This window comes from Tolypothrix tenuis PCC 7101 (assembly GCF_963874875.1).
GTDB classification, from domain to species: domain Bacteria; phylum Cyanobacteriota; class Cyanobacteriia; order Cyanobacteriales; family Nostocaceae; genus Aulosira; species Aulosira tenue.
On sequence record NZ_CAWNJS010000001.1, the window covers coordinates 3,171,011 to 3,195,601 of the forward strand.

Annotated in this window: 22 protein-coding genes; 11 read left to right on the top strand and 11 right to left on the bottom strand. The window is 40.7% G+C overall.

Annotation, left to right across the window (positions count from 1 at the left end):
- Positions 1-18 precede the first annotated feature (18 nt).
- On the bottom strand, positions 19-489 hold the full coding sequence (locus AACU25_RS12940) for a tetratricopeptide repeat protein (RefSeq protein ID WP_045867459.1): 471 nt from the start codon (positions 487-489) through the stop codon (positions 19-21).
- Between the two features lie 293 nt (positions 490-782).
- Between AACU25_RS12940 and AACU25_RS12945 the strand changes: the two genes are divergently transcribed.
- The 3 genes from AACU25_RS12945 to upp all read left to right on the top strand — a co-directional run bounded on the left by AACU25_RS12945 (position 783) and on the right by upp (position 4,091).
- Positions 783-2,042, top strand: a complete 1,260-nt coding sequence (locus AACU25_RS12945) for a GTP cyclohydrolase II (protein ID WP_096576206.1) — start codon at positions 783-785, stop codon at positions 2,040-2,042.
- A gap of 67 nt (positions 2,043-2,109) precedes the next feature.
- The gene (locus AACU25_RS12950; protein WP_096576208.1) at positions 2,110-3,363 is read left to right on the top strand and encodes a URC4/urg3 family protein; all 1,254 of its coding nucleotides are present in this window, start codon (positions 2,110-2,112) and stop codon (positions 3,361-3,363) included.
- Positions 3,364-3,455: 92 nt separating this feature from the next.
- On the top strand, positions 3,456-4,091 hold the full coding sequence (upp, locus tag AACU25_RS12955; RefSeq protein WP_045867462.1) for a uracil phosphoribosyltransferase: 636 nt from the start codon (positions 3,456-3,458) through the stop codon (positions 4,089-4,091).
- A 47-nt stretch (positions 4,092-4,138) separates the two neighbouring features.
- Here upp and AACU25_RS12960 read toward each other — a convergent pair whose 3' ends face one another.
- From AACU25_RS12960 to trmB, 4 genes are all read right to left on the bottom strand, one after another.
- A complete protein-coding gene (locus AACU25_RS12960; RefSeq protein WP_096576210.1) occupies positions 4,139-5,077 on the bottom strand; it encodes an ABC transporter permease in 939 nt (312 codons plus the stop codon).
- Between the two features lie 24 nt (positions 5,078-5,101).
- The gene (locus AACU25_RS12965) at positions 5,102-5,788 is read right to left on the bottom strand and encodes a hypothetical protein (RefSeq protein WP_096576212.1); all 687 of its coding nucleotides are present in this window, start codon (positions 5,786-5,788) and stop codon (positions 5,102-5,104) included.
- 117 nt (positions 5,789-5,905) lie between these two features.
- A complete protein-coding gene (locus tag AACU25_RS12970) occupies positions 5,906-6,949 on the bottom strand; it encodes an ABC transporter permease (RefSeq protein WP_422641105.1) in 1,044 nt (347 codons plus the stop codon).
- A gap of 532 nt (positions 6,950-7,481) precedes the next feature.
- On the bottom strand, positions 7,482-8,135 hold the full coding sequence (trmB, locus tag AACU25_RS12975; RefSeq protein WP_096576214.1) for a tRNA (guanosine(46)-N7)-methyltransferase TrmB: 654 nt from the start codon (positions 8,133-8,135) through the stop codon (positions 7,482-7,484).
- A gap of 736 nt (positions 8,136-8,871) precedes the next feature.
- Here trmB and AACU25_RS12980 point away from each other — a divergent pair.
- A complete protein-coding gene (locus AACU25_RS12980) occupies positions 8,872-9,978 on the top strand; it encodes a metallophosphoesterase family protein (RefSeq protein ID WP_096576216.1) in 1,107 nt (368 codons plus the stop codon).
- Between the two features lie 195 nt (positions 9,979-10,173).
- Here the strand turns inward: AACU25_RS12980 and AACU25_RS12985 are convergent, their stop codons facing one another.
- On the bottom strand, positions 10,174-11,388 hold the full coding sequence (locus AACU25_RS12985; protein WP_096576218.1) for an FIST signal transduction protein: 1,215 nt from the start codon (positions 11,386-11,388) through the stop codon (positions 10,174-10,176).
- Between the two features lie 383 nt (positions 11,389-11,771).
- Here AACU25_RS12985 and AACU25_RS12990 point away from each other — a divergent pair, with 383 nt between their 5' ends.
- The 5 genes from AACU25_RS12990 to guaA all read left to right on the top strand — a co-directional run bounded on the left by AACU25_RS12990 (position 11,772) and on the right by guaA (position 16,715).
- Complete coding sequence (locus AACU25_RS12990; RefSeq protein ID WP_096576220.1) at positions 11,772-11,993, top strand: Calvin cycle protein CP12; 222 nt, start codon at positions 11,772-11,774, stop codon at positions 11,991-11,993.
- Between the two features lie 434 nt (positions 11,994-12,427).
- Positions 12,428-13,024 carry a DUF3177 family protein gene (locus AACU25_RS12995; RefSeq protein ID WP_096576222.1) on the top strand — a complete coding sequence of 199 codons (597 nt, stop codon included), beginning with the start codon at positions 12,428-12,430 and terminating at the stop codon, positions 13,022-13,024.
- A gap of 227 nt (positions 13,025-13,251) precedes the next feature.
- Positions 13,252-13,551 (top strand): DUF7734 family protein, encoded by a 300-nt coding sequence (locus tag AACU25_RS13000; protein WP_096576224.1) that lies wholly within the window; start codon positions 13,252-13,254, stop codon positions 13,549-13,551.
- A 202-nt stretch (positions 13,552-13,753) separates the two neighbouring features.
- Positions 13,754-14,866: a cobalt-precorrin-5B (C(1))-methyltransferase CbiD gene (cbiD, locus tag AACU25_RS13005; RefSeq protein WP_190445893.1), complete on the top strand. Its 1,113-nt coding sequence runs from the start codon at positions 13,754-13,756 to the stop codon at positions 14,864-14,866.
- Positions 14,867-15,092: 226 nt separating this feature from the next.
- The gene (guaA, locus tag AACU25_RS13010) at positions 15,093-16,715 is read left to right on the top strand and encodes a glutamine-hydrolyzing GMP synthase (RefSeq protein WP_096576228.1); all 1,623 of its coding nucleotides are present in this window, start codon (positions 15,093-15,095) and stop codon (positions 16,713-16,715) included.
- A gap of 126 nt (positions 16,716-16,841) precedes the next feature.
- Here the strand turns inward: guaA and cdf31 are convergent, their stop codons facing one another.
- Together cdf31 and AACU25_RS13020 are read right to left on the bottom strand one after the other, a co-directional pair.
- Complete coding sequence (gene cdf31 / locus AACU25_RS13015) at positions 16,842-17,747, bottom strand: CDF family zinc efflux transporter Cdf31 (RefSeq protein ID WP_096576229.1); 906 nt, start codon at positions 17,745-17,747, stop codon at positions 16,842-16,844.
- A 563-nt stretch (positions 17,748-18,310) separates the two neighbouring features.
- Positions 18,311-18,838, bottom strand: coding sequence for an SH3 domain-containing protein (locus AACU25_RS13020; RefSeq protein ID WP_321206802.1), 528 nt, complete (start codon positions 18,836-18,838; stop codon positions 18,311-18,313).
- A 285-nt stretch (positions 18,839-19,123) separates the two neighbouring features.
- On the opposite strand from AACU25_RS13020, the gene AACU25_RS13025 reads away from it, so the two are divergent.
- Together AACU25_RS13025 and AACU25_RS13030 are read left to right on the top strand one after the other, a co-directional pair.
- Entirely contained in the window at positions 19,124-20,023 is a 900-nt protein-coding gene (locus AACU25_RS13025) for a TauD/TfdA family dioxygenase (RefSeq protein WP_339382114.1), read from the top strand.
- Between the two features lie 150 nt (positions 20,024-20,173).
- Positions 20,174-21,340: a pyridoxal phosphate-dependent aminotransferase gene (locus tag AACU25_RS13030; protein ID WP_096576235.1), complete on the top strand. Its 1,167-nt coding sequence runs from the start codon at positions 20,174-20,176 to the stop codon at positions 21,338-21,340.
- 153 nt (positions 21,341-21,493) lie between these two features.
- On the opposite strand, the gene AACU25_RS13035 is transcribed toward AACU25_RS13030, so the two are convergent.
- The 3 genes from AACU25_RS13035 to AACU25_RS13045 all read right to left on the bottom strand — a co-directional run bounded on the left by AACU25_RS13035 (position 21,494) and on the right by AACU25_RS13045 (position 24,118).
- Positions 21,494-22,663: a glycosyltransferase gene (locus tag AACU25_RS13035; RefSeq protein WP_096576237.1), complete on the bottom strand. Its 1,170-nt coding sequence runs from the start codon at positions 22,661-22,663 to the stop codon at positions 21,494-21,496.
- Positions 22,664-22,868: 205 nt separating this feature from the next.
- The gene (locus tag AACU25_RS13040) at positions 22,869-23,435 is read right to left on the bottom strand and encodes a Uma2 family endonuclease (RefSeq protein WP_096576239.1); all 567 of its coding nucleotides are present in this window, start codon (positions 23,433-23,435) and stop codon (positions 22,869-22,871) included.
- Between the two features lie 113 nt (positions 23,436-23,548).
- On the bottom strand, positions 23,549-24,118 hold the full coding sequence (locus AACU25_RS13045; protein WP_096576241.1) for a pentapeptide repeat-containing protein: 570 nt from the start codon (positions 24,116-24,118) through the stop codon (positions 23,549-23,551).
- Positions 24,119-24,591 lie beyond the last annotated feature (473 nt).

Here is a 24,591-nt window from a genome sequence, read left to right on the forward strand (position 1 = left end):
TCTATTTACTGGGGTGTTTTAGCTGATTCTGAATGTACATTCCAGAATTAACTTTTGGTTCACCAGTGAATAGGGTTGAATAGCTAAAGCACGCTGAAAAGCTTGAATTGCTTCAACATATTTGCCTAAAGCTGCATAACATAACCCCATACCGTGGAGTGCGCCAAAATGTACAGGATTGAGATTCACAACCATCTGACAATCTGCTAAGGACTTTTGATAATTACCCATGCTGTAGTAAAGAAAAGCACGACGATTCCAAGCTTCAGCAAAATCTGGTTGTTCGTTAATTAATCTTGTTAGCACTTCTTCAGCTTCAGTAGTTTCCCCAGCATCCAATAATTTCTGACTGTGGTCAATTTTCTCCAGCCCATAAATGCCTTTTTGTTGAAACCAGATGCGCCAGATTTTCTTAGTCGCTTGTTCCCGGACTGTAGCATCTGAATTTTTCAAATCTTCAAGTAAAGAGCTGATAGATAAAGAATCCATAAATTCGGTCTAGGTAAATGTATGTATATATCAACTGTCGCACAAAAATCTCTACTTAAACATATTTAAAGTCATCTTTAAATTCTCTTAATTAGAGTTACAAATTTAGCGTTTTCAGTGTTACATTTTTTATGTATTCAGTAATACTATTGGTACTGGTTTTTAGCGTAAAATTTATAGATAATTAGTCATTAGGACATCATAAATTTAAAAATAGCAGCTGACTTTTGGTAGTTGACAAAACAAGTTAACTAACAGTTGATAAAAACATCACAAAAAAAACCAAGTAATCTATGCCAAAGCCAAATAGTGTTTCCAGGCATATTGTTCTCACATCCCATCCCAATAGTTTTGGCCCCAAACCTATCCCTATTAATTGGGGCGCAGCCGAGCCGATGGAACGTGGCCCGATTATCGCCACTTTGACCAAGCAAGCACACCGAAATGTAATTGGCACCCATTCTGGTAGTTATGCTGTCTATCGTGCTTTAGCGGTGGCTAGCGGGGCTTTACAGTCAGATCATCGCGCCGATTTGACTAATACTTCGCCAGTTACTCATATTGGCCCCCATCCTAGTTGGGCTGATCCTGATAAAATTGTGTCCCTAGACCCCTTTGGGGCGGTAGCTAGTGAGGTCTTTGCCTCTTATTACGCCCAAGGTTATGACATCCGCCCCACAATTGCCATTACTCAGGCTCATATTAATATGCCGGAGCTGCAAGAAGCGGTAGATAAGGGGCGGTTGCAGGTGGATGGCAAAATTATGAAACCAGGCGGTGATTTGGTCGTTACTAAGGCGGCGATTGAGCCAGTTTGGTATTTACCAGGAATTGCCAAGCGGTTTGGCATCCAAGAAACAGATTTACGCCGCGCCTTATTTGAACAAACTGGGGGGATGTTCCCCGAATTGGTAACGCGTTCTGATTTAGAAGTCTTTTTACCCCCAATTGGTGGTGTCACAGTTTACATTGTCGGTGATTTAGCTGCGATCGCAGATCCTAATAAACCGCTAGCTGTGCGAGTACATGATGAGTGTAACGGTTCTGATGTCTTTGGTTCCGATATCTGTACCTGTCGTCCTTATTTAGTACATGGGATTGAAGTCTGCGTCCAAACTGCACAAGAAGGCGGCGTGGGTGTAATTGTATACTGCCGCAAAGAAGGACGTGCTTTAGGAGAAGTTACCAAATTCTTAGTTTACAACGCCAGGAAGCGACAAGAAGGAGGCGATCGCGCTGATGCTTACTTTGCCCGTACAGAATGCGTGGCGGGTGTGCAAGATATGCGCTTTCAAGAATTGATGCCCGATGTGTTGCATTGGTTAGGTATTACCCGCATCGACCGCATGGTGTCAATGAGTAATATGAAATACAACGCCATCACCCAAGCGGGGATTGAAATTGTCGAACGGGTACCCATCCCAGAAGATTTGATTCCCCAAGATGCACGGGTAGAAATTGAGGCGAAGAAAGCGGCTGGCTACTATACCACAGGTGATGTTTTAGATGCGGAAAGCTTAGGTGAGGTGAAGGGGCGAGATTTGGAAGGATAAAGTATCAAGGATGAAGTATGAAGGGTGTTAAGTCTTGATACTTCATTCTTAATTTAGGAGGTGAAGAGTGGATAGACGAACCGCGAAGGCGCGAAGTGCACGAAGAGAAGAGGGGGAAGAAGAGATTGTGAGATATCTTCGTTCTCCGGAGGCGATTCGAGAAAGGTGCGGGCAATTATTTTCTTGGGTATGTGAGGGGAACTCAAAGAATTTTGCTTGCGATTTGACGCAGTTGGGCAAAGTTGCGGATTATGTGATTGAGGTAATTCGCACAGAGTACCCAAATTTAGATATTCCCTTTCATAGCCGTTGGCGACATTTTGAAGTTGGAGGTGTAAGGCGAGTAGCAACTTTAGATCCTCAGTTGGTGGGATTATCTCCTGCGGATAAGGCGGCAGCTAAGTTTGATTTGGCGATTGTGAGTGTGCTGTTAGATGCTGGTGCTGGGGATAAGTGGCATTATGATGAGCTGGAAACTGGTTTAAGATTGGGGCGTTCTGAAGGCTTGGCTGTGGCTAGTTTCCGAATGTTTTGTGAAGGTAATTTTGCACTTAATGGATTACCTCAGGCTGATGCTTATCGCTTACAAAAATTAACTGAGGTAGAACTAGCAACTGGTTTTCAAGTCAATGGGGAAAATCCCTTAGTGGGAATTACCGGAAGATTGAATTTATTACAAAAATTAGGACAAGTCATAGTTACTTTCCCCCATTTGTTTGGATATCACAATCCTCGTCCGGGAAATTTAGTTAATTATCTATTGGGTAAGTCGGAAAATAGACAATTGGCTGCTGCTACTGTATTGGATGCAGTTCTAGAAGGGCTGAGTGATATTTGGCCGGGAAGATTAGAGATAGCTGGGGTAAATTTAGGTGATGTCTGGCAACATCCAGCAATTAATGATGATGGATTAGTGCCTTTTCACAAATTATCTCAGTGGTTGACATATTCTTTATTAGAACCACTCCAAGAACTGGGTATAACAATTACTGGTTTAGATCAACTCACTGGTTTACCAGAATATCGCAATGGGGGTTTATGCGTTGATTTGGGACTGATTAGTGTGAAAAACCCTGAGATTTTCCGCACTTCTCACTCAGTAGCCTCAGAAATTATCGTTGAATGGCGCGCTTTGACGGTGATTCTTCTAGATTTGATTGCTACGACAGTGCGCGACAAGTTGGGTATGAGTAGCGAAGAACTCCCATTAGTCAAAATCCTCCAAGGGGGAACTTGGACAGCCGGACGCAAAATTGCTGCTGAACTCAGAACAGGTGGGATACCCCCCATACAAATAGAGAGTGATGGGACGGTATTCTAGGGGATTGGGAATTGGGAAGGCAGGGGGCAGGGAGCAGGGGGAAATAGTTAATTCCAATTACCAATTACCCATTACCAATTACCCAATAACAAATGACAAATCAAGTCACATTAATTGAACATCCATTAATTCAGCACAAGCTTACGCTGATGCGTCGCGCGGAGACGAGTACAACGAAGTTTCGTAACCTCGTTAAAGAAGTTAGTTTGTTGTTGGCTTATGAGGTAACGCGGGATTTACCTGTGAAATATGAAGAGATTCAAACGCCTCTCGCCGCTATGAATGCGCCTGTGCTTGCGCCAGATAAAAAGCTGGTGTTGGTTTCTATTATGCGGGCGGGACAGGGTATTTTAGATGGGATGTTAGAGTTAATTCCTTCAGCTAGGGTGGGACACGTGGGCTTATATCGTGACCCAAAAACTCTGATTCCTGTAGAGTATTATTTTAAGGTTCCCCATGATGTCGAACACCGAGACATGATTGTTGTCGATCCGATGTTAGCAACGGGTAATTCGGCGGTGGCGGCTGTGGAAAGGTTAAAATCTACGAATCCATTATCGATTAAGTTTGTCTGCTTACTAGCTGCACCGGAAGGTATCAAGCATTTCTGTGAGGTACATCCAGATGTGCCTTTATATACGGCTGCCATTGATGACTATTTGGATGAACATGGCTATATTATCCCCGGTTTAGGAGATGCAGGCGATCGCTTATTTGGCACAAGATAAGGAAAATGTCCCATGCCCCATGCCCCATGCCCCATGCCCCATAATAATTAATCTGAATGGCGATTTTCTCCAAAGTAAGGATTACCCAACGCTTTGGGCGGTGTCGATTTCCCGGCTAATCCCACCAATGCGAATAAAGCGATCGCATAAGGTAGCATGACTAAAAATTGGTAAGGTATATTTGCCCCTAATGCTTGAATTCGCAGTTGCAAAGCTTCCGTAGCACCAAATAGCAAACAAGCCAAAGCACTACCTATAGGATGCCATCTGCCGAAAATTAAAGCTGCGATCGCAATAAATCCTTTACCTGCACTCATCCCCTCGGCAAAAAATCTCACCTGTACCAAGGTTAAATAAGCACCTCCCAAACTAGCAAGACAACCGCTAATTACCACAGCAAGATAACGTACCTTTTTCACCGAAATCCCAGCCGTATCAGCAGCTTGCGGCGATTCACCAACAGCGCGCAATGTTAGCCCAAAGCTGGTTTGAAATAATATGTATGTTGTGAAAATAACTAGTACTAATAGTGAATATACTAAAATATCTTGCTGAAATAACAACTTCCCAATCACGGGAAGATTCGCCAACCCGGGAATAATTATCGCCCCAATTTCCGGTAATTGCTGTGTACTACTACCACCAAATACCAGCCGTCCCAGAAATGATGTTAACCCAGCAGCGACAAGATTAATTGCTAACCCAGATACTAATTGGTCAACCCGCAAACTTACACATAAAAAGGCGTGGAGTAACCCTACCAATCCGCCAGCAATCACAGCCGCGATGACACCCAGCCAAGGATTTCCACTGTAGAAAGTAGCAACAGCGCTGGTAAAAGCCCCAGTCAATAACATTCCTTCTAAAGCGATATTTAACACCCCTGAGCGTTCTGAGTACAATCCCCCTAAGGCTGCAAATCCTAAGGGTACGGCTAGACGCACAGTCGCAACCAAGTAATCAGAGAAGAAATTGAGATTATTCATCGTGGTTCGTAAAACCAATGAATATTATATTTCTTCTTGCATCTTTCTAAGACGTTCTAAATCTTGTTGATGAATATTATGTTGTCTCTCACTTAGCCAGACATAAAAATTGTTAATCATTGCATGATATTCATTGACTAAATCTACTAGTGAAAAACTTTCTCCCAAGGTTTCTAAATATGGTTTTGAAGTTCCCCAATTTTTCGATTTCTTTAGCTTTTTAACATCTATTTTTAGACTAAAGTCTATATTCTCTTTAAGAGAAATATCTAAATTAACTATTGGCAAAGTGTAATGTTGAGTGTAATTACGTAAGTTTTGCACAAACTTTTGGACAGGATTATTGGCTAAATCTGTATCTTTTTTTGAGTCATATTCTTTTCTGAATTCATTCTCAATAGGGTATAATTTTTCAACAATTACTCTAGTATGATCAACTAATGTTTTTGCAGAAGCAAGAAAATTATGGAATAGCCTTGAAGTTTCATCAATTAAACTATTTATATTATGTTTGTTGTTGTAAGAATAAATAGATAAAGCTTTTTTTGGATCGCTGAGATGCTCTAGATATTTTATTAGTTCATGAAAATTTCCCTCAAAAACACGATAGCTAGCTTGCAATGCCTGTAAATTTTTATAAATTTCCCATTCAGGCGATTTTTGAATAATATCAAAGCGTCTACCCAATTCTGTTGTATGGCTATAATCCATATAATTGCCTCTATTAGTCTTAAAGATTACTGCTAGTTTAAGCTGTTCACATATAAAAGCTCAAATCGCAAACATAACATTTTTGATAAGGGTAATAGTATCTGACTGAAACGAGCTTCAATTTTGAATTTTGAATTTTGAATTTTGAATTTTTATTTGTCTTTCCACTGCCAAACTAATAGCAATAAACAATACTGCTAAACCCTGAATGGCGTACACCACAGTTACCGGCACACCTGCACTCCGCTGCATCACATTCGCACCGCTACGCAGCGCCGCAAAGAATAGCGAAGTTAACACTACACCGACCACACTACCACGACTGAGAAATGCGATCGCAATGGCATCAAATCCATAACCTGGCGAAACTTGTTCAAATAACCGATATTTCAACCCCATGACTTCACAACTACCAGCTAAACCCGCTAAACCTCCCGCTAACGCCATTACCAGCATAATGGTGCGTTCTACCGACATTTGAGCATAACGGGCGGCGATGGGGTTAAATCCCACTGCGGTGATTTGGTATCCTAAAGGCGATCGCCCTAACAATACCCACAATATCCCAGCAGCAAGTAAAGCTAATAAAATCCCAGCATGGGCAAGGCTTTGTGGTAGTATAATCGCTAGGCGGGCGGTCTTAGCAATTAATGGCGAATATGGGCTAGGCGCGCCTGGTGCCATTAAGGGATTCTGTACGAGGTAACTAACTAAATTCACAGCAATGTAATTTAGCAATAACGTAGTAATTACCTCATTCACTCCTCGTAAAGCTTTGAGATAACCAGGAATCCAACCCCAAACTGCACCAAATAAAAATCCGACGAATAGTGCCAGGGGAATATGAATTACAGCAGGTAATCCTTGCACGTATAACCCAACTAAAGTACTGCCCAACGCACCTAAGTAAATTTGTCCTTCACCACCGATATTAAATTGTCCAGCTCGTAATGCCACCAATACCCCCAAGCTGGCGAATAATAGGGGTGTCATTTTGGTGAGGGTGTTACCAAAGCCAAAGTAGCTGGAAAGGGATTCTTGAAATAAAGCTGTGTACGCAGTGAGAGGATTTGCCCCAGCTAGTAAGATGAGGATAGCACCGACGAGCAGGGCAGATGTAATAGCAATTAGCGGTGATAGGATTGGTAGCAGAAATTTCATGCGATTATTTGCGATCAGTTTGTCATTTTTACCAACCCTCAGCCTCAGAAATGGGTATCGAGCAATATCTCGATGGGAACCATTCAAAACAGTTCGCTATGAATACCTCAACAGCAAAGTTTTTGCCATAAATAGTGGTTCTTTTTAACAATGATTGCTCTAAATATCTACAGAGTATTGTATCCGCATTTGCGTTCTAGAGGTTATCGATAAATGTTAGAGATGTGAAATTACTAGTTAGCCATTCATGAGAAAAGCTAACAACCAAACATGAAAAATTTTCTTCTCTAGCGTCTCGTTTCTAGCCTCTATATCCTGTTTTTAAGCTAGTATTAAAAATTTATATTACTGCTCTGGGTTGCTAGTTAGCTGTAATACAAAAGTTTTCAATTCCAGCCTCGGTATTAAAATTTTAAAATAATATATGGTAAATAAAAAATATTTTTACAACCTATTTTAGGTAAAGGATTCTAGTTTTCATGTAATCTAAAATCCCCCATTCTTTAACGCTGATTTATAGCCGATTATGGTATTAGGAACTTGTTGTTACTTCTCTTTTGATAAATAAAGCCCGATAAACAGGCTCACCTTTGTTTTGAGTAGCTGTTTCTCTTTCTGTAGCTACTGGTAGAGGATTTTCTGTGAGCCATTCTTCAGCACTCAATTTCTGAAAAGCGGGATTTTCGGCGAACAGATTCCGCATTTCTATTGCTAAAAACTCTATATCTGATTGCAAAAATACAACCCCACCAACAGCTAAATAATTAGCTAATTCTGTCACTAATTCTGGTTGCACTATTCGCCGTTTCGCATGGCGAGTTTTAAACCAAGGATCGGGAAATTGAATTGTGACACGTTGTAAGATACCTGGTGGCAAGACAGATAAAAGTGGCTGTAAAGATTTATTTACATTGCAAAATAAATAATGGAGATTTGTTAATCCTAAATCCGTAGATAAATGATTTGCCTCTACCACTAAGGGTTCTCGAATTTCTAAACCGAGAAAATTCCACTCAGGTTCTATTTTTGCCATATTCAACAAAAACCTTCCCCTAGCACAGCCAATATCTAAATGTAATGGTTGGTAAGGCTGGGTATATACTTTCTCCCAATCAAGAGTACTGATTGCTTTTTGATACCTTTGGGCAAGGGGATTAACATGTTGACGTACTCGCACAGCGGCCAAAATAGATACTCCTTCACACTATGATCTCAAATAACAAGGCTGTAATTGCTTGATTATAATTAGCAATTAAGCAATATTTTATCTTAAACAAGAATACTCCAGAAAAGAGCAACATCAATTTGTCGAAAAATTTGTTTGCTCTTTATCATCTATATTTGAATAGCTCTAACATTATGAATGGCAGATGCCAGACAATCTACTTTATATTTCATTGATATAATTGCCTCATCAGCTAAAAAATCAATAAAGATTTAGCAAAATATCGGGATTGGTGATTAGTAAACATCAAAAAAAACAGCGAACAGCATTGGCTGCATCTATAACATAATTAAAAGTATTTCTTCTATCGGAGAATTTTTTACTATAGACTCCACAGCGATACGAACTACTGGCTGTAGTACTTTCATCAGTAAGACTCATCAACTATATTCACAAAGACTGATGAAAAGTTTGATCCTTGGTGTCTACTCTAAGCTCATAACTACCACAAGCGACGTAAAGCCACCTTGAAGGGTTCCACAACCACCCTAAATCTGCAAAAATGGTTCTGGTAAAATCAGTCTGTTGAATAGCATATATGCTTGATTTTTAAGATAAATCTCATGCCGTTATTAGTAACAATTAATGTGTAGAAATGTTAAGGCTTGACGCTTCAAAGCAGGTTAACAAAGCACAAGTTATACTCTTGGGAAAAGGCTTGTTTTAAACCCTAATTTAATAAACTATCGTGAAATCAATGGCTCTAAATTTTCGGTTTGCCATAGTTAGCGATTTACATATCGCACTAACCCACACAATTTGGGATCATCCCAGCCGCTTTCATCTAGTGGAAGTTAGCATCCCTGCTTTTGAAAGCATATTAGAACATTTAACACAGCTCGACTTAGATTTTCTCTTAATCCCAGGAGACTTAACGCAACATGGCGAACCAGAAAACCACGCTTGGTTACAACAACGTTTAGCTAAGTTACCTTTTCCTGCTTATGTTGTACCTGGAAATCACGACGTACCTGTGTTGATGGCGGATGAACAATCGATTGCGTTTGCCGATTTTCCCTACTACTACCGCAAGTTTGGTTATGAGAATCCCCAGCAACCTTATTACACAACTGAGTTACTACCTGGAGTCAGGCTAATTGGCTTAAATTCTAATACTTTTAACGAACAAGGTCAGCAAATAGGGCGTTTAGATGATCAACAGTTCCAGTGGTTAGAAGAAGTACTAGCAAAAGTCAAAGATGAATTAGTTTTGGTGATGGTGCATCACAATGTAGTTGAGCATCTACCCGATCAATTACGCCATCCGATGGCAAATCGCTATATGTTAGAGAATGCTAGAGAATTAGTGCAATTGCTCAAACGCTACAACGTAAATTTAGTATTTACTGGGCATTTACACGTACAGGACGTTGCTTGCTCTGAAGGTGTATATGATATTACCACAGGTTCTTTAGTTAGCTATCCTCACCCCTATCGTACATTAGAGTACCATCGTGATAATTACGGTAGGCAATGGTTACAAATTTTATCTCATAGAGTGGAAGCAGTACCAGATTTTCCCAATTTGCAACAATTATCTAAAGAGTGGATGGGCGATCGCTCTTTTCCCTTCCTCATCAAGTTACTAACTTTACCACCCTTAAACTTGCCCATTGACCAGGCAAAAGAACTAGCTCCTAGTTTACGAGACTTTTGGGCAACAATTGCCGATGGCGATGCTTTATTAGACTTTCCCCAGTTTCCCCACAAAGTCCGCCACTACATTCAAAAATACGGTGCGATCGCAAATACTGGTACTCCTACTCTGATTGATAACAACAGCACAATTTTGTTGCCGAGGTGAGGGATTGGGGACAAATCAATTCAAAATTCAAAATTCAAAATTCAAAATTAAAGAACTCCTGGGGATGAGGGAGATGAGGGGACAAGGGGACAAGGGGACAAGGGGAAATAACAAACACCAAACACCAAACCCCAATTACCAATTACCAATTACCAATTACCCCATGCCCTATGCCCCATGCCCAATGCCCCTATTTTAAATATCCAACGCCCGACAAATCCCAAATACTGAGGTGTAACCATGTAAAAAGGTGCTACCAGCAACGGGGCCGATTTCACCGTTACAGAAAAAACCGCCTACGGGAATATCTTTGATATAGCGTCGAAATAACTCAGAATCAAAATTGGGTTTGCCATATAGTCCTTCGCCGCGGCCGACGCAAGCAAACATCAAAGCGGCGGTGGCTGAGGCTTCATCTGGATGTTGGCTTTGATACTGTTCTAGGAGAAATTCTAAATCGGTGGCGGAAGTTTCGGCATCACGCAGGTGAAATTGTAGCCTTTGACCGGGACGCACGCGATCGCCAATTGCGATCGCGCCTGCTGAAGGATCTACTCCCAAAATCCCGCGAATTAAAAAGTCTCCCTGCTGCAAAGAAGGCTTAAACCCATCCATTGCTACACCTACAAACAAAGAATGTTGTGCTAACATCCTTTCTGTTTCGGTGAGGTTAGCAATCACTTCGCGCAATACTACTAGCGGCACTTGCTCATCTAGTTCCAAAATAATATTGCGTTCGGCTTTCGTTACTTGCATTGGTTCGCCAATTGGCCGACAACCTTGCGCCACAATGGTTTCCAGCACAATATTGCCACTCAAAGCCAATCCTACTGTACCTTCTCGATAGAGGCGATCGTTACAAAATAGCGCCAAGCGACCACTCATACCTCCAGCACTAGCCTGTCCGCCGATTGTCACCGATCCAGGATAAGCAAAATCTAGCCCTTGTAGTAAATCGTTGATTCCCGATGAAAAGGAACCAGACAGCAAAATAAATTGGGGTGTAGGTGAAGGTGGTATACCAATTAAATCGATCCAAGCATCTGGTGAACTATCCAAGTCTGGCAATTCTTCCGCCACAACGTGAAAGACTCGCAAATCCACCCCTGGTAAATGTGCCAAAGTTAAACTTAAAGCGGCTTCTGCTTCTAGTTCTTGGGTTTGTCCCATATCTGTAGTGCCAATTACCCCACCACCGCTGCAACCAATTAGCACAGGTACAGAAAGTTTCTCTGCTAGCAAAGGCAAAAGTCGGGAATACTCACTGCCAAAAGCTGACGAAATAAATACCAGCCCAAGATCCGGGGGCGCTGTTAACGAAGAGACAGCCCTTTCTACCACCTCTGTGATTGCTGCTTCCAAGGAAGGACGGGTTGATAGGGCGTTCGCCCACTGCATTTGGTCTGCCATGAGTTTTAGGCTTTTTTCTCTCGTTGGGCTGGTTTTTTTGAGTTTTGTTCCTGGATATAATTTCTTCCGACAAGAGTTGAAGGCAATTAAATTTATCTCGCTTCAATGACCTGTCTATTCCAGAAAGCTAGGGTTGCTATTCCCTATTAGATTTATGCAATCTATTGTATGATTATACTTTTGTAGTACTGGCTATACAAAATCTTAAAAGATAAATATAGGTTTAGTATATCTGCTAGCGTTTATTGTATTAGTTATGGATCATCAGACTAAAACACTAACTTAACAGCTAAGTGGTTAGAATGGTGAACGTTAGCACAAAAAACTGCCATTTTTGACATTTTTCTATACTGGTATTAACACCACACAACGAGACTAAAGCTATGAGCGACATTCAAGAAAAAATCCAAGAAGAAGTTGAACAAGCCCGTGCTGTCTGTGACGTATCAGGGAGCAATTCTGCTGAATGTGCAGCAGCTTGGGATGCAGTCGAAGAATTACAAGCAGAAGCTTCTCACCAACGTCAAAATAAACCAAAAAATTCTTTAGAACAGTACTGCGACGACAATCCAGAAGCAGCTGAGTGCCGCGTTTATGATGACTAAAATGTGAGTTGCTAAATTTTTTTTCCTCTGACAGACAAGCAACCAAGACCTATTTACGGTTATCTTGTACCTTTACGCCAGCCCCTCTCTAATGTTACTCCACTTTATATTTAATCAGCCGATCCTGAAATTAAGGATAATGAGCGATTGATCATGAGGTGTAGCAATTAAGAAGTTGTGTTCCTCAGCAGAAACTTCTACTAAAAATTAGGGATTTGTGGGGGTGTAGCCGACTTGAATCTTTAGGTATGTGCTAAAACTCTGCCGAAGATAGCTACAGGCTAATGCAAGATAAAGGTTAAGGATCTTTGAGTTGCTTGTTTTTTTATTAGCTATCATGTGACAGTTATTAGCTTGTTAATAACTTATTAGATATCCTCTATATGGGTCATGATTCTTAGTTATGACCTGGGATTTATATTCTGGTAAAAAATATGGGAAATGATGTTTGGTTCCGCTCGTTTGTTTGGCTAGATTTCAGATTAGCGCTGATTTTTATGGTAATTATTCCGCTAATTCTGTTAATTTGGGCATTTGTGCAAAAAGCAGAAGGGATACAACGCCTATTAACGATTTACTGGCGAGTATCGAGTGTCTTAGCGGTTACCGTTTACTTAATGATTGGGGGATTTGGAGTCAGTTTTCTCTCAGGATTGATGGGTCGCATTTTGATCCCCATTTCTTTATGGTTCTGGGTGGATCTCAATGATGAAGTTGAGTATCAAGCCAGCGGAGCATTAAAATTAGTTTTTACCTCCTGGCGTTGGGCAATGACAATTTATGGTATTCTCGGCACGATCGCCTTTATACCTTTTTTGGGTTGTGCTTTTTCTGAGGCTACCTTCAAAAGTTCATATTGTCGCGTTTGGTTAGAAGCCCCATCACTCTTTAAAGAATATTTCCATGCCAATAGTAAACCTGCGTTCCTCGGCTTTTTGGGGATCATGGGCTTAGTCTTTTACGTTCTCTACTTAAGCTACTTTGTGTTAGTTAAGCTAGGTAAACAAGGACGTTCCGCTACACAACAGTAATTACAGAAAGTATCAAGGATGAAGGAAAATATACGTATACAGCAGATGCGATGTTTATGAGGTACAGCAACTAATTGAAAAAAGTAATGAGTAATAAGTAGTGAGTAATAAGTAAATTTCCTACTCATTACTCATTACTCATTACTCATTACTCATTACTCATGGTCTACCTCACCTACTTCAAAAGTGCTGTGTAATCCACTTTCATCCTCGATCCATCAGACTAGATGAAAAATTCCATTGGCAAGCGACTAGAACAATATACTGTTAAACGTCCTCAAGAAGTCTTACTTGTAACGGTGGAAATTGACAACGAGGAAGACCAAATTGCTATATTTAAAGGCTTTTCTAGTTCCTTAATGCGCCCAACTGCGTTTGATCCTGATATTCCTGTGCTGCCAGACGACGCTAAAATTATCAGTATTGATCGAGTAGCTAACCCTTACAATCCAGAATCGCCTCGTTATATTCAACAAGGCCTATCCTGGGAAGATATGCAAGCTGTATTATTAAAAGTAGGAATTTAATTTACAATTCGTAAATATTCATTCGCAATTAGTTACGGTTGGGGTTTGCATCCCTAAGCGTAACGCTGCTGTCTCTATTTGATTGGGAAATTTTACCCAACCTATCTAAGAGAGATAGTGCAAACTTAGACTCGCTATTGCTTTAATTACGAATTACAGATTACGAATTACGAATTCATAACTATTGTTGACTTTCCCCATGATCCGTTCTGGATACACTCTTCCCGTCTTTGCTTGTGCTTCTGCCGTTGCAGCTTTACATTGGTTACGTCATCATCAACCTGTCAATATAGTTTCAGTAGATTTAATTGAACCAGTCGAAACCGCTGAAATCCCCATTGAACAGGTAGCCGGATTATCAGAAAACATGGCTTTGGCAATTACCCGCAGCGATCCGGGTGATAATCTCGATCTGACGAAAAATACTCCGATTTGGGCATTAGTGGAATGGCACCAAGGAGAAGGGGAGACAGTAATAATTAAAGGAGGAGAAGGAATTGGCAAACAGTTAAATGCCGATGGTAAAGCGGCGATTTATGGTTACGCACAAAAACTTTTACAAGAGAACTTAAGCCGACTGTTAGCACCAGAAGAAAAAATTACAGTCACAATAATTTTACCTGCCGGGCGATCGCTTGCCGCTCGTACTTCTAATTCTGCCTTTGGGGTAGTGGAAGGACTTTCGCTATTGGGAACTACAGGAATTTCCCAACCTTTAAGTTCCCCTGAACAACTAACAGCTTTTTTAGCAGACTTACGACAGAAAGCCAGTCAATTTGACAGTTTGGTATTTTGCATTGGCGAGAATGGCTTAGACTTAGCACGTCAAATCGGTATAAATCCCGAACAGCTAGTAAAAACAGCTAACTGGATTGGGCCAATGTTAGTGGAAGCCGATAATTTGGGTGTTAAAGAAATCTTATTGTTTGGGTATCATGGAAAACTAATGAAATTGGCAGGAGGGATTTTTCATACCCACCATCATCTTGCTGATGGACGCAGAGAAATTCTCAGTACCTACTGTAGTTTAGCTGGATTGTCGCAGCCAGATATACAAACAATTTTTGCTAGCCCAACTGCAGAAGCGGCACTTACTCACCTGCGTCATCTAGATGCGACAACCGGAAGTGGTTGGGTAAATCAAGTTTACAGCGCGATCGCAGCAGCTATAGACTCCCGTTCCCAAGAATATATTCGCAGCCACAGTAGTAGAGATACATCAGCTACAACCTGTGGATCGGTACTTTTTGACCGCGATCGCAAAATTATCGTAAAGAGCAAAACTGCTTGTATGTTATCCGGAAAATTATGTTAACTTAATATGAATAATCATTAATAATCCAAATAAATAACTTTTTCGGTATCAACTCTAGGGTATTTTTTTCTTTTTAATACCAAGCCAAATTCTTGGCTAAACAGACACGCTATTGAAGCGGGTCTGTGCGGGATTTATTTACCATTACAAACCTAGAACGGGCGGAAATAATGGTAGTTCTTAGACAACAGCGCGACTTACTCCTAACAGACACACTCTCGCCATCATGAATACAGCGGTGACTCTACTAACAGAACAAGCACCCCAATCCACTGAAACCTGGGGACAGCTTAATCGCCAAATAATTGTAATTTTAGACTTCGGCTCGCAATATTCGGAGCTAATTGCCCGTCGCATCCGTGAGACGCAAGTATACTCCGAAGTCCTGTCCTATCGTACTTCAGCTGAACAGTTACGGCAACTTAATCCCAAAGGAATTATTCTCTCTGGTGGCCCAAGTTCAGTTTATGGAGAACACGCACCCCATTGTGACCCAGAAATTTGGAATTTAGGTGTTCCCATTTTGGGAGTCTGCTATGGAATGCAATTGATGGTAAACCAGCTAGGTGGGTTGGTAGAAAAGGCTGATCGCGGTGAGTATGGCAAGGCATCACTATATATAGATGATCCCACAGATTTACTAACTAACGTTGAAGAAGGCACCACAATGTGGATGAGTCATGGCGACTCAGTCACAAAAATGCCTCCTGGATTTGAATTGTTAGCCCATACAGAAAATACTCCCTGTGCGGCGATTGCTGACCACGAAAGAAAACTCTATGGTGTACAGTTCCATCCAGAAGTAGTGCATTCTTTAGGTGGGTTGGCATTAATTCGCAACTTTGTTTACCATATCTGCGACTGCGAACCTACCTGGACAACAGCGGCGTTTGTAGAAGAAGCTGTACGCGAAATTCGTGCCAGAGTTGGTGATAAGCGAGTGCTGTTAGCGCTTTCTGGTGGGGTTGATTCTTCTACCTTAGCTTTCTTATTACATAGAGCAATTGGCGATCAACTCACCTGTGTGTTTATCGATCAAGGCTTTATGCGGAAGTATGAGCCAGAAAGATTAGTGAAGCTATTCCAAGAGCAATTTCATATTCCTGTAGAGTATGTTAACGCGCGCGATCGCTTCCTCAACATGATGGAGGGTGTCACCGATCCCGAAGAAAAGCGTCGCCGCATCGGTCATGAATTTATTCGCGTATTTGAAGAAACATCTAAACGCCTAGGTCACTTTGATTATTTAGCTCAAGGTACTCTATATCCTGATGTAATTGAATCGGCTGATACCAACGTCGATCCCCAAACTGGCGAACGAGTAGCCGTCAAAATCAAGAGTCATCACAATGTGGGTGGATTACCCAAAGATTTACGCTTCAAACTAGTAGAACCATTGCGGAAACTTTTTAAAGATGAAGTCCGCAAAGTTGGGCGTTCTATTGGTTTACCTGAAGAAATCGTCCAACGCCAACCTTTCCCCGGCCCTGGTTTAGCAATTCGGATTCTCGGTGAAGTGACAGCCGAAAGATTAAATATCTTGCGCGATGCTGATTTAATTGTGCGGCAAGAAATTAATCAACGTGGTTTGTACAATCAAGTTTGGCAAGCATTTGCAGTCTTGCTACCAATTCGTAGCGTCGGCGTAATGGGCGATAAACGTACCTACGCTTACCCCATCGTCTTACGGATTGTCACCAGCGAAGATGGAATGACAGCAGACTGGGCGCGGATTCCTTACGATGTTTTGGAAGTAATTTCTAACCGCATTGTTAATGAAGTGAAAGGTGTCAACCGAGTGGTGTATGACATCACCTCCAAGCCGCCTGGAACCATCGAGTGGGAATAAGTCAACGCTGAGTTGGAGAGACGCGATTAATCGCGTCTGTACAAGAGTCATGAGTTTGTAGTTGAAATAACTACAAACTCATGACTTTGTTTTGGGAAATTCATCGGCGGTTAATTGTCTCTACATTCATCCCTTCACTTCAGATTCAAAAGTAATTTGCTCAGACTGGTAAGCTGGGGGTTCGACATGGATGAGAATCCTGACTGGACGGAAACGTTCTTCTAGTCGCCTTTCTACTTCTTCGGTGATGCGGTGGGCGGTTTCTACATCTGTAGCATCGACAATTAAATGCATTTCCATAAAGACTTGACGACCGAGAACCCCACGAGAAGCGATGTCATGACAATTTATCACACCCGGAACCGAAAGCGCGATCGCATGAATCGCTTCCGGTGCGATCGCCATTTCATCGACTAAAGAAGGTAAATTATCTTTTAAAACTGACCAACCACTCCAAAAAACTAACAAAGCAACGGGAAAAGCTAAGACTACATCTAGCCATTGGTAACCTAACCACACGCCAATCAAACCGCCAATCACAGTAATGGTTACCCACACATCACTCATGGTATGTGTAGCATCAGCAATTAAAATTGGACTACCTACTCGCTTCCCTTCATTGCGTTCGTAGAAAGTCACAAAAATATTCACACCCAGCACAATTAGTAATAACCATAATTCTGCTGCTGAGATGGTTACAGGTTGACCACCTTTAAAAATTCTTTCGATTGCGCCTTGGAGAATTTCAAAACAAGCAATTCCTAAAAAAGCAGAAATTCCCAAAGCACCGACAGCTTCAAATTTTTGGTGTCCATAGGGATGTTCGCGATCGGGTTTTGGAGAAGAAAATTTACTAGTCACCAAACCTAAAACATTGTTGGCGCTATCAGTAACACTATGTAAAGCATCAGCTAATAAGCTTAAAGAACCTGTAGAGTAACCCACTACTGCTTTTAATGCCATCACAAACAGGTTTAACAGTAGGGTAATAATTAAAACCTTTCGCACCACTGCGCGATTATCGTAAGTCATAAATAATTTTTACATGAGATTCTACGTTTTATCATTAAAACTTAAAACACAAGTAATAAGTATCAAACTATTACTCAGTAAGAAATACATCTCTCTATAGACTAAATTTTTTAAATAATTTTATTGAGATTCTTTCTAATTAAGATTTGCCAAAAGCTTGATATTTATGATGATTTTTTATTGGTTTAATAGCTAATTATTGGCATCTAAAAATTTTTATATTTTTTTCTTCTATGACTTTTTGAGTAGTCAAGCAATTTTGGATTTTGGATTAGCCCGACTAGTCGCTGATGGTAGGGTTACGCCACAATACAGTTTGATGAATTTGTCAGTTGTGGAAACAGCTAGCTCAATTGGGGGAGAATCCCCCAAACCCCCGATTGGGTGACGGTTGCGTCCCCCAAACCCCCTCCAAAATTATTGTTTTTGTTGTCAATTTATTTTTTTGATTGAACTGTATTGGGTTGTGTCGTTGTACAAATGCCAATCAATTTATAAATTTGGCAGGTTAGCCAAGATTCCCGACTTTTTGCATCAGCCGAGAATCTGATTTGCAGTAAATATTAAGAACAACTGGTCAAAGCTGCACCACATTGGTCTTCTCTTACCAACCAACCGTTAACACCTTTATATTGCACCAGCGCCCAGCCTCCCTGACAGCCTAATAATTTGACGCTGGTGTTAGGGGGAACTCTAACTATGACTTTACTTTTGGCACTAGTTTTGGCGTAAAGCTTCACGCCTTTAGTACCGTAACCTCTGGTTGATAAGCCTAACTTGGGCAAAGATACCCAACCAGTTCCTTTAAAACCGCTACTAGTATTGGTAATCTTGGCCCAATTTCCTAATACAGCCACAACCTGAACAGTTTCATTAACAGGCACTTGTCCTAAAATTTTATTGTTGGTGCTGGTTCCACTCCGCACGTTTAATGTTTGCCCATCTGAGACATCAACGTAGGCAAATAAATTACACTTTGTCGGATTTTTAGATTTAGCTAAGGCTATTTGATCAGCTATACCAGTGTTGATAGCTACCGTAGTACACATAAGTGCTAAACCTGTAGCTAGCTTCAAGACTTGATTTTTCACTTTATTTATCCTCATCTGCTTCGGTTTGAGGGCACCAATATTAACACGGGTGTCCTATGAATAGCTCACATCTTAACTGATAAATTTCAGATGTAATTAACTACTACAAACCTTAAATTAGAGTTAATTTCGCTAACTTTAATTTATATGAATTCTCCTTACTTCTTCACCAGCAAGTGCAATAAGCTAGTTAACTTTGAGCAAACCAATTCTGTCAAAAGCATAGTTGTTAGAGAAAATCAAGAATAAGTTACTCAATTTTGATTAATTATTATGAACATCAAAATGCAACCAATCTCAAACAGCATGGGTCAACAAATTATTAATGTTGGCAATCACAGTATTTGGGAATTATCGCGGGAGGAAATTATTAGTTTATTTAAAGAATATGGAGCATTGCTGTTTAGAGGATTTGCAAATAATGTAGAAATTTTTAAAGAATTTAGCAACTCGTTAAGTACTGATTTTATGGATTATGCTGGCGGAGTGTTTCAACGCCGAATTATTAATGGTGACAAGACAGTTTTAAGCGTTAACAATTTTAAATCAGCGATTAAATTGCATGGTGAGATGTATTATCAAAAGAATATTCCACTGATGTTGTGGTTTTTCTGCGCTCATCCAGCATCAGCAAAGGGAGAAACAACAATATGTGATGGCAGACAATTCTATAATGAGCTTAGTATCGCTACTAAAGATTTATTGAGCAAAAATCATATCAAGTTTACTACTCATCTATCTGAAGCAGAATGGCAGAAACAATACAAAACTGAAGATGTGAATCAAGTAGCAGCAATATGTGAACTTAATGATATGCGTTTAACTATTTACCAAGATAATTCCATATTTACTGAGTATATTCGTCCAGCGATTATACCGAGTAGCTGCGGCAAATATCAGGTATTTATTAATAGCCTATTACCTGGTAAACATTTATATCCCGAACGGCTAAGATTTGCCGATGATTCAGATATCTCCGATACAGTTATGTCTGAACTTAATGAAATAGCTGAGAGATTAACTACGGAAGTTTATTGGCAAAAAGGCGATATTTTAATGATTGATAATACAAGAATTATGCACGGTAGAAGGGCTTTTGATGATGATAAAAGAGATATTTATGTGAGGCTATGCGCTCCAGCATTTTCAATGTCTAGTCAAACTCTTCAAAAAGTTACAAGTTAAGTAAAAATATTTACCTCATATACTCTCAACAAAATTCCCAAATGCAATAATTTGTGAAATAGACGAGCTAAGGAATTCTAAAAAGTCAATTCTCGCTCAAGATTGTGGGATATTGTTAAATAGGTTAGAGATTCGCCAAATAAATTAAGAATGAAGCTGGCAGCAAGAGTAAGTCAGGTAACACCCTCTTTAACCTTAGCGATCGCAGCTAAAGCTAAGGCAATGAAAGCAGAGGGTGTGGACGTTTGTAGTTTTAGCGCTGGAGAACCAGATTTTGACACTCCAGCCCATATCAAAGCAGCAGCAGCAAAGGCTTTGGATGAAGGCAAGACCAAATATGGCCCAGCCGCTGGAGAACCAAAGTTAAGGGAAGCGATCGCCCGTAAGCTGAAAGCTGATAATGGTCTAGATTATAAAGCAGAAAATGTCATCGTCACCAATGGCGGTAAGCATTCTCTCTACAATTTGATTGTGGCTTTAATCGATCCGGGTGATGAAGTTATTATCCCGGCCCCCTACTGGCTAAGTTATCCCGAAATGGTAACTTTGGTAGGTGGAGTTCCGGTTATTGTGACCACAGATGCTTCGACGGGTTATAAAATTACGCCGGAACAACTCCGCAAGGCGATTACGCCCAAAACGAAGCTATTTGTCCTCAACTCACCATCTAACCCCACTGGGATGGTGTACACGCCAGCAGAAATTAAAGCGCTGGCGGAAGTAGTAGTTGATGCAGATATCTTTGTGGTTTCTGACGAGATTTACGAAAAAATTCTCTACGACGGTGCAGAACATATCAGCATTGGTTCTTTAGGGAAGGAAATTTTTGCCCGTACCTTGATCAGCAACGGCTTTGCCAAAGCTTACTCCATGACAGGGTGGCGACTTGGCTATTTAGCGGGGCCTGTGGAAATCATCAAAGCCGCAAGCACCATCCAAGGGCATAGTACATCTAACGTTTGTACCTTTGCTCAATATGGTGCGATCGCAGCTTTAGAAAGTTCCCAAGACTGCGTAGAAGAAATGCGCCAAGCCTTCGCCAAACGGCGACAGGTAATGTTAGACAGACTCAACGCTATTCCCGGATTGAGTTGTCCCAAACCTGACGGTGCTTTTTATCTTTTCCCCGACATCAGCAAAACTGGTCTAAAATCCCTAGAATTCTGCGATGCGCTGATTGAAGAACATCAAGTAGCAGTAATTCCCGGTATTGCCTTTGGTGCTGATAAAAACATTCGCCTTTCATACGCCACCGACATGGCAACCATTGAAAAGGGAATGGACAGATTGGAAAAATTTGTACGGAGTCGGATTTAGGAATGGGGACTGGGGACTGGGGATTGGGGATTGGGTAATGGGTAATTGGTAATTGGTAATGGGGAATAAACATTTGAAATTTCTACCCTGCTCTCTTATCCTCATCTCCCTCATCCCCCTCATCCCCTCCAACTCAGCACTCAGCACTCAGCACTAAATCAACCCCATCTCTTGCAAACCCTGGCGGAGTCTCTTGGCTTCTTCGGGGTTATGCTGTTGGTGTAGGGCGATCGCATTTTTAAATGCTGTGACGCTAGCTTGGACATTACCGACTTTGAGCTGCACTACTCCTAAATTTTGATATGCTTCGGCATAGCTGGGGTTTAACTTGATGGCTTTTTGGTAACAGGCGATCGCATCTGTAAATAAGCCTAAAGCTTTAAATGTCATTCCTAAGTTGTAATGTCCGCTAGCAAAATTCGGGTCAATTTTTAAGGTTGTTTCGTAAGCTTTTCTGGCATTTTTTAAATCTCCTGCTGCTTTGAGTAAGTTACCCAGATTGTTATATGCTCCCAATTTTAAAATTGGGTAAATTGGTAATTTGATTGCAGCTTGATAATGGGCGCTAGCTTGTTGAGGATTTTGTAAGCGATTGTAAGCAATGCCTAAATGATAATGGAGTTCGTATAAAATTTCGTAGTTTTCTTCACTCGCCCTCACGCCTCTTGTTAGCAGTTCTATACCTTCTTTAATTTTCCCAGTTTCTACATATAAAGCTCCCAATTTACTACAAACGTAGGGGTCATCAGGATGAGCTTTGAAAAATTCTTCCATTGCTGCTTGAGCTTTGGCGTGTTTATTACCTTGAGCGATCGCAGTTTTTTGATATCCCTTATGTAAAATTGCTACTCCTTGTAAATAGCCAATCTGCCAGTGCGGTTCTTTCTTGATAATTTCTGATACACTATCATCAACTAGCGCATGATATGGACGGGAAAACTGAATATCTGGATGTTTACGAAATAGTCTAGAAACTAACGAATAAGGAGATTGTTCTGCGCCAACTTCATTTCGCACCAGGTTGATTAATAAGTATTCTTCACTTTGAATTGCTGAGTGAATTTGCGGTGCAATTTCTGGCGTTAGTGTCTCATCTGCATCTAACACTAAAATCCAATCGCCTGTGACATATTTTAAGGCTTCATTGCGGGCAATGCTGAAGTTATTGTTCCATTGAAAATGATGTACTTTTGCACCATGTGCCTTAGCAATTTCTGGAGTGCGATCGCTAGAACCTGTATCTAAAACTACAATTTCATCGACGACATTTTTCACACTGCTGAGGCATTTAGGCAGTGTTGCTGCTTCATTTTTGACGATCATGCACAGGCTCAAATTCATAATTCAAATTACAGCAGTCTAATGATTTCAGAATTTTGACATATCTTGCTAGCGACTGTGTAATTTTGAGTGCCTGTTTGTCATTTGTTATTTGTCAGTTGTCATTTGGTAATTGGTAATTGGTAATGGGAATTTTTCCCCTTGTCTCCCTGCCCCCTGCCCCCTGCCTTTTCCCAGTCCCAAAGTACTACACGAATAGTCGTGCTACAGGACAAACAAAATTTGGCAGCAGAGGTGAAGACAGTTCGTCTGTTGTCAGTAATGTTGCTACTAATTTGAGAACAGCTTTTTCTCGGCGATACACCTCAACCTGTTGTAATTGCCAATTCAAAATCCAATATTCTTGCACTCCTCTAGAAGCATATAATTTTAGTTTTACTTCGCGGTCTCTTCGTTCGTTCTCTGTTCCAGAAGAAAGAACTTCTACAACTAATTCTGGTGCGCCTGTTAAATGTCCTTGACTATCAAGTAAAATCGCTAGGCGTTCTTTGCTGATCCAAACCACATCAGGAATTACATTATCTGCATCGGTGAAAATAATCCCTGGAGTAGGGACAGCCTCACCAAGCCCAGTGGAGATTGACCAAGTTCTTAATTCTGCACAAATATTTGCAGTGGCTTTTTGATGTCCCCAATGCGGTGCCCTGGTCACAAATAATTCTCCATCGATAATTTCGTAGCGATTACCGTTATCTGGCAATAACTCTAAGTCCGCGCTTGTCCAATGTACGCGTTCATCAATGGTTTGGCTCATAGGAACCCCGTAGAAATTACTACTATTATAATGAGGACGCGATCGCGCTTTTGTCACTCATACCAAACAGCGATCGCTCATATCTATTGTGACAAAATATGAAGTTGGCATTTTTATAAATGAATGAAACCATCAGGCATGATAGTTCCTGTCAAAAATGTTTCGCTCATGTCTGTAGCATAGAGATTAGCTCCGGTTAGGTTTGCTTCACTCAAATTTGCTTCACTTAAATCGGCTCCTGTTAAATCCGCCCATTGCAAATCTGCTTTCCACATCCTCACTCCACCCATTTTCGCTCCACTCAAATTAGCACCTTGTAAGTTAGCTGCACTCAGTGATGCCATGTGCAAATTAGCATCACACAAGTCTGCATCATTGAGAGACGCGCCACTGAGATCTGATTCATTTAAATTTGCAGTTGTCAGTGCTGCTTGGCGTAAATCAGCGCCACTGAGAATAACTTCTGATAAATTTGCTCTATGTAGTTTTGCTCCTCTAAGATTTGCCTGGCTTAAATTAGCTCCACTCAAAGATGCACCTGTGAGGTTAGCGCCGCTGAGGTTAACTCTGCCAAAGTCTACTCCACCTAAATTAGCTCCCCGCAGATCTGCTTCTGGCAATTCTATGCCGTGGAAGCTTCTTTCTCCTGCTGCATACCTAGCTAGAAGTTCTTGAACATCCATGATTTTCGGTTTTCAGTAATTTAATGGGAACACTTAGTTTATTAGCGAAAAATTTTGTATTTTAACCACTACCATAAGGTTAAATTACGCAACATAATTCACTTCATTATTGTTACCAAAAGCGTTGGATAATTTTAGCTGCCAGAGAAAATAAAACTAATCTGTGTAATTATTTTACAACCAGAAATCATGTCTTAACATTGACATTTTGCAGAGAAGTGCTAACTTAATATTGCTTAATCAAACAACAATTAGCTTGTTTATTGATTCAAGCAATACCAGCATTTTGGTAAATAGTTGTTAATCAAAATTAACAAAAAATCCCCTATTTCGGTAATCAAATTTGCTGTGTGGGTATATGCAATTAAATGAATAATAGCATTTTGCAATGGTTACATAATAACTATGGAAAAGATAATACTAAATTATGATGATAGCTATTATGTAATTGCAATATTATGTAAAAGATGCCA

Bases quoted from the DNA above. Each gene is read 5' to 3' on its own strand.
- AACU25_RS12940 (WP_045867459.1), bottom strand. From the start codon at position 489: ATGGATTCTTTATCTATCAGCTCTTTACTTGAAGATTTGAAAAATTCA.
- AACU25_RS12945 (WP_096576206.1), top strand. From the start codon at position 783: ATGCCAAAGCCAAATAGTGTTTCCAGGCATATTGTTCTCACATCCCAT.
- upp (WP_045867462.1), top strand. From the start codon at position 3,456: ATGACAAATCAAGTCACATTAATTGAACATCCATTAATTCAGCACAAG.
- AACU25_RS12960 (WP_096576210.1), bottom strand. From the start codon at position 5,077: ATGAATAATCTCAATTTCTTCTCTGATTACTTGGTTGCGACTGTGCGT.
- AACU25_RS12965 (WP_096576212.1), bottom strand. From the start codon at position 5,788: ATGGATTATAGCCATACAACAGAATTGGGTAGACGCTTTGATATTATT.
- AACU25_RS12970 (WP_422641105.1), bottom strand. From the start codon at position 6,949: ATGAAATTTCTGCTACCAATCCTATCACCGCTAATTGCTATTACATCT.
- AACU25_RS12980 (WP_096576216.1), top strand. From the start codon at position 8,872: ATGGCTCTAAATTTTCGGTTTGCCATAGTTAGCGATTTACATATCGCA.
- AACU25_RS12985 (WP_096576218.1), bottom strand. From the start codon at position 11,388: ATGGCAGACCAAATGCAGTGGGCGAACGCCCTATCAACCCGTCCTTCC.
- AACU25_RS12990 (WP_096576220.1), top strand. From the start codon at position 11,772: ATGAGCGACATTCAAGAAAAAATCCAAGAAGAAGTTGAACAAGCCCGT.
- AACU25_RS12995 (WP_096576222.1), top strand. From the start codon at position 12,428: ATGGGAAATGATGTTTGGTTCCGCTCGTTTGTTTGGCTAGATTTCAGA.
- AACU25_RS13000 (WP_096576224.1), top strand. From the start codon at position 13,252: ATGAAAAATTCCATTGGCAAGCGACTAGAACAATATACTGTTAAACGT.
- guaA (WP_096576228.1), top strand. From the start codon at position 15,093: ATGAATACAGCGGTGACTCTACTAACAGAACAAGCACCCCAATCCACT.
- cdf31 (WP_096576229.1), bottom strand. From the start codon at position 17,747: ATGACTTACGATAATCGCGCAGTGGTGCGAAAGGTTTTAATTATTACC.
- AACU25_RS13025 (WP_339382114.1), top strand. From the start codon at position 19,124: ATGCAACCAATCTCAAACAGCATGGGTCAACAAATTATTAATGTTGGC.
- AACU25_RS13030 (WP_096576235.1), top strand. From the start codon at position 20,174: ATGAAGCTGGCAGCAAGAGTAAGTCAGGTAACACCCTCTTTAACCTTA.
- AACU25_RS13035 (WP_096576237.1), bottom strand. From the start codon at position 22,663: ATGATCGTCAAAAATGAAGCAGCAACACTGCCTAAATGCCTCAGCAGT.
- AACU25_RS13040 (WP_096576239.1), bottom strand. From the start codon at position 23,435: ATGAGCCAAACCATTGATGAACGCGTACATTGGACAAGCGCGGACTTA.
- AACU25_RS13045 (WP_096576241.1), bottom strand. From the start codon at position 24,118: ATGGATGTTCAAGAACTTCTAGCTAGGTATGCAGCAGGAGAAAGAAGC.